Source organism: Flavobacterium sp. (assembly GCF_004211145.1).
GTDB lineage: Bacteria > Bacteroidota > Bacteroidia > Flavobacteriales > Flavobacteriaceae > Flavobacterium.
This window is the reverse complement of the sequence record NZ_SEBS01000067.1, coordinates 1-5,694: the sequence shown is the minus strand read 5'-3', so window position 1 is coordinate 5,694 and position 5,694 is coordinate 1. Positions and strand designations below refer to the sequence as shown.

Below are 5,694 nucleotides of genomic sequence, written 5' to 3'. Positions count from 1 at the left end.
TCTTGCGTCGCGTAAAAAGCGTTCGTGATCAGATTCAATAAAACGCGTCCGATGTCTTGAGGAATGACTTTTACCTTTGGAAGATTTTCGGCGAAGTTCGTGATCAATTCGGCGTTGAAAGATTTGTCTTTCGCGCGAAGTCCGTGATAAGCCAACCGAAGGTATTCGTCGGCCAAAGCATTCAAATCGGTCAATTCCTTTTCGCCTGATGTACTTCGGGAATGTTGCAGCATGCCTTTTACGATGGCGTCGGCGCGTTTGCCGTGGTGGGAAATTTTAGAGAGATTTTGCTTGATGTCCGACAAGATATCGTCGACCAACGATTCGTTCCGTTCGTCATTTGTCTTTCGTCGTTCGTCAAAAATTTCGTCGACCAATTCATTCGAAACATCTGAAAAGTTATTGACGAAGTTTAAAGGATTTTGGATTTCATGTGCGATTCCCGCGGTCAATTCTCCGAGCGACGCCATTTTTTCACTTTGGATGAGTTGTGATTGCGTAGTTTTCAGGTTCGTGATCGACGATTCCAGTTGTGAAGTACGCAACGCGACTTTGTCTTCGAGAATCCTATTTTCGCGTTTGAGCGCCGCCGACCGCACTGCAATATAGGTTGAAATCCCAATGACAAACACCAACAGGTAAAGCAAATACGCCCACCAGGTTTTCCACCAAGGCGGCAATATCGTTAGGGTAAGGCTTGCCGCTTTTTCGTTCCAGACGCCGTCGCCATTGGCCGCTTTTACTTTGAATGTATACGTTCCCGGCGAAAGATTCGTGTACGTCGTAGTTCGTTGCGTTCCGGCCGCGACCCAATCCTTGTCGTAGCCGATCATTTGATAGGCGTATTGGTTATTCGAGGCGTTGGCGAATTGCAGGGCGACGAAGTTAAAAGTGATTTTGTTTTCGTCGAATTTTAAAGTGATGTTTTGGTTGTTTTTGACGTATAAAGTCGTATCAGCGGCTTCTTTGGAATCGTCGGCGCGATAATTTATCGATTCGATGATGGCGAATGGCGCAACGGGATTCGGTTTGAGGTCCATCGGATCAAATCGCACAATCCCGTCTTTGACCGAATAAATAAGATTTCCTTCGCTGTCTTTGCTAAAATGGCCTACGCCACGATCCAACAAATCTTTGGTAACGCCAGTAATAACCGTGAATCGATTGGTTTCGGGATCAAGTTTTGACAGTCCGCGTGCCGACAAACACCAAATACTTCCCGAATTGTCCTCGGCAATGCCCATTATGGAATTGTGCAGCAGGCCATCTTGTTCGGTGTAGTTTTTTGTCTTTCCGGTTTTTCGGTCAAGCAGGAACAGTCCTGACATGTACGTGCCTACCCAAAACCGTCCGCGGCTGTCTTCGAGCATACTCGGCACGCAAAAAAAGCCGATTTCCTTGTTTTTATAACTTTTGAATTTCCCGGTTTTGGTGTCGAAACTATTCGCGCAACCATCATCGGTGCCAATCCACAACAAGCCGTCTTTGCTCCAGGTAAATGCAAGGGGTTCGTCGGAATCGAGCGCATTGGTTGATTGGTTTGCCGTTGCATCGGTTCGGTACGGATAACGCGTGGCTTTTTTGGAAATTGGGTCAAAACTTGACAACCCTTTGTTGGACGTTGCGATCCAAAGGATTCCATCTTCGCCGACCGTCAACGCGGCAATATAATTGCTGCTGATCGTGCGTTCGTCGTTTGTGTCATTCTTAAGGTTTTCGATCGATTTTGTTTTGGGATCGTACCTCAAAATTCCAAATCCGGAAGTGCCGATCCAAATTGACCCGTCAGTACCGGTAGTCGCGCACCTTATTTTCTTGTAAACGTCTTTTTGCCGAAGATCGATAGCGTCGAACCGATCGGCCTTGACGTGCCAAACGTTCAAACCGTTCTCGTTCTTTAGGTAAAACGTATCGCCCGTGCCGCCAACGATGTTGAATTTTGACTGATTTTCGGTTTTTACAATCTCAGGATCAAGTGTGATTTTACGCGGAGAGAATATCGTTTTTCGCGCGTCGGCGTACGCGATGCCTGAAAACGGCATGTTTACCCAAAGCGTCCCCGATCTGTCGTGGAACAGCTCGCTTATATTGGTGTGATTGGGAAGACTTCCTTTGGCATCGGTTGCGGTATGCCAGATCACTTTTTTTGTTTTTATGTCCAGGTAACCCAAGCCCGGTGAATTCCCTCCGATCCAGATATTCCCTGATTTGTCGGCTGCAGCGGCATCGAGTTCGCCGTTAAAGTCGGTTTTGTAATTGATAAAAGTATTTGTTTTCGCGTCGAACCTCGCAATTGTACTTCCGCACAGAAACCATTGGCGTTTCTTTTCATCGACTATTATTTTTGTACAATTCGAAACCATCCCTTTCGCATCTTTCGGGTTGGCCGTAAAGATTTGATAGGCTTTCGTCCTGCTGTTAAAACGAAGCAAATGGCGACCTACTGGCGGTGTATTCCTGAAATCATGGATCGAATCGGTGATGAGCCAAAGTATATCCCTGTCCGCGACATCGGCGTCGACCGACATGATATTTATGCCTTTCAGTTTTTTGTGCAACGTGAAATACGATTGGAATGTTTTTGACGACGCTTCGTAAAAGCTCAGGTTATTATCAGACGCCATCCAGATTTTTCCCGAAGCGTCTTTGCCCGTAAGACGTTGGTTCTTGATGGGATTTGCAGTTTTTCCGGTAAATACCGACGTCACTTTCGTTAACGAATAATCGGCTGTATCGAATCGTACTAAACTCGTGGTCATCGTGTTGGAGTAAAAAAGCGTCAGAAAGATTGCGTGGTCTTTCTCATCGTGGGTGATGCCGAAAATAAACGTTCGTGTGAGCAATCCCGACGTTTTTTTATCGATTGCCACTTTCACGAACCTATCGCTTTTTTGATCGTAGTAATGGATGCCGTTTTCAAAAGTGAACGCCCAGATTTTCCCGTCTTTACCCTGAAGCAATTCCCTTATCGAATTTGCGGGAATCGGCCTGCCTTTTTCGTCGAACATCAAATAGGGTTTGAGCGTGTAGCCGTCGTAGCGCACGAGACCGTTTTGCGTGCCCATCCATAAATAGCCGTTTTTATCTTCGAGTTTCGTCTGTACCATTTCTTCGGGCAGGCCATTTTCCACGTTTAGCGTCTTGAAATAGGGTTCCCGATGCTGTGCGCTTATCGCGGAAACGAAAAACAACAGGACGAACAGTAGTTTTTTTATCATGGTTTCGGTTGTTTTGCGATGGAAATGATAAATGTGGTGCTTTCGCCTTCGATGGTTTCTACTTGCAACTCGCCACCATGCGCTTTCACGATATCGTACGCTAGGCTCAAACCCAATCCCGTTCCTTCTCCGGTTGGCTTTGTCGTGAAAAACGGCTGGAAAATTTTTTCTTTTATAGCTTCGGGAATTCCGTTTCCGTTATCTTTTACCGAAATTTCGATGTTATTGCCGACCGATGATGTCGAAACCTCAACAATCGGTTTAAAACTTTCACCTTCAAATTTTGAACGTTCTTGCGTCGCGTAAAAAGCGTTCGTGATCAAGTTCAATAAAACCCTTCCGACATCTTGCGGAATGACTTTTACTTTTGGAAGGTTCGCATCGAAATTCGTGATCAATTCGGCGTTGAAGCTCTTGTCTTTCGCGCGTAAACCGTGATACGCCAATCGCAAATATTCGTCGGCCAAAACATTCAAATTGGTCAATTCTTTTTCGCCAGATGTCGTTCGTGAATGCTGCAACATGCCTTTTACGATGGCGTCGGCGCGTTTTCCGTGATGGGCTATTTTTGAGAGGTTTTGCTTGATGTCGTGAAGGTTCTCGCTGATCAATTCGTCATCCCTTTCGACTTTCGACTTTTGACTTTCGACTAAAATTTCGTCGACTAGTTCGTTCGATACATCTGAAAAGTTGTTGACGAAATTTAAAGGATTCTGGATTTCATGCGCGATTCCGGCCGTCAATTCTCCGAGCGACGCCATTTTCTCGGCTTGTATGAGTTGCGATTGGGTCGATTTGAGTTCGGACAGCGTCTGTTTCAAATCGTGGGTTTGCCTGTCAACTTCGGCCTCGAGGACTTTTTGCTGATTTTCGGCCTGGAAACGCTTTTCCTCACTTAGCTGCAACACAATCTCGTTCTGGCTGCGCACTTCACGCAAAATCTCGACGAAACGCAGCGATACGTAAACTAGCATACCAAGCGATGGCGAAAGCGTGAAAGCCATCACGAAAGGTATAACGCTTACCCAACTGCTAAGGGTTGCGCTTGCCAGACCGACGAAGTAAGCGGTAAGCGACAATATCGAAACCACAAATGCAATGACGGGCGCCCATTGCGCACCGCGAAGCATTTTCCAGGAAGTCACGACATAATAGATGCTTATCAGTAAAGACATTACGAGCGATAGCACTATCGATATGCCTGCAAACATTCTTACATTTTGTGATAAATCAACTGGCAAAAGTGCACAACCGAAAGCAACAATGGCGCAAACGACAAGCAGGATTTTTATATTCCTGTGTATTTTCCGATTGAACAGATTCGCCAGTATGATCGGGTTCAGGATGAAAATAAGAATGTGCCACATCCCTTTTATATAGCTGAAAAAGTAGTTGCCGAAATAAGGAAGTGCGCCCGTCCTGCTAAAGGCTATGGATATGGACAGAAGCGCGAGCAAAGACGAACCCGTGGCAATCCACTTAAGGTTTTTCTCTAAGGGAATCAAAAAAGCGAGGAACCAAAACATCAGGGATAGCACGACGGTCACCGAAATAAGTACGCCATCGAAGGTCCTGCTTATGATACGATCCTGGTAAAACTTCTTTTCATAATCGATCGTTCCCAAAAAGAGCCAATATTTGGCCGGTATGTTACTCGACCTGAGACCGATTCCCAAAGGCTGGCGATAATCGACAAAATGCCAGGCCAAAACATATTCTTTGCCGGCCTCAAGCATAACAGGAGCCGTTTCGTATGTATAAAAATTATATTCCTGGAAAGGCGCTCCATTACTTCCTGTATTCCCGAAAGATTTGATGAGCTTGCCATCAATATATACATCCGAAGCGCCCCAAGCCCAACTGTAAATCCGCAACGGCATGTCTTTTAGATTTCGGTGTATTTTTATTTTCAGACGCAGCCAGCCTTCAAGTTTACCGTCGGCGTCGGCATATTCATAAAGGCTGTCGAGGTATATTTTTTGCCAGTTTCGCGTATCGAAATCAGGTTTTGCCCATGTTTTGTCATTGCCTTTTTTGAACAGCCATTCACTGGTCCTAAAATTCAGCATGCCCCAATCCGGATCGATTCCTGATTGCGACAGGGTTTCGACATCCTGTGCAACTGCTTTTGCCGCAACAATCGAAAACAACAAACGAAGTACAAATGCTCTCATTGGTCGGTTTGGTTTATGGGTAATCGAATAATGAAATCCGTTCCTGTTCCCGGTTCGCTTCCGGCTTTGATTTCACCACCATGCGCTTTCACGATATCGTAAGCCAGTGAAAGTCCCAAACCGGTTCCTTCTCCCGTTGGTTTTGTCGTGAAAAAAGGTTGGAATATTTTGTCGACGATTTCCGATGGGATGCCGTTTCCGTTGTCTTTTACCGAAATTTCGATGTTGTTTCCGACCGATGATGTCGAAACCTCAACAGTCGGCTTAAAACTTTCACCTTCAAATTTTGAACGTTCTTGCGT

3 protein-coding genes are annotated in these 5,694 nt (G+C 45.6%); all 3 read right to left on the bottom strand.

Annotated elements, in window-relative coordinates:
* The coding region (locus EOO50_RS17435; protein ID WP_290841564.1) for a two-component regulator propeller domain-containing protein at positions 1–3,218 on the bottom strand (3,218 nt) is incomplete at its 3' end.
* Positions 3,215–5,392, bottom strand: coding sequence for an ATP-binding protein (locus EOO50_RS17430; RefSeq protein ID WP_290841563.1), 2,178 nt, complete (start codon positions 5,390–5,392; stop codon positions 3,215–3,217). The genes EOO50_RS17430 and EOO50_RS17435, both read right to left, overlap by 4 nt.
* Positions 5,389–5,694 (bottom strand): HAMP domain-containing sensor histidine kinase (locus EOO50_RS17425; protein WP_290841562.1); only part of this gene is annotated, 306 nt, incomplete at its 5' end. The genes EOO50_RS17430 and EOO50_RS17425, both read right to left, overlap by 4 nt.

Coding starts and splice junctions, on each gene's coding strand:
- EOO50_RS17430 (WP_290841563.1), bottom strand. CDS start 5,392: ATGAGAGCATTTGTACTTCGTTTGTTGTTTTCGATTGTTGCGGCAAAA.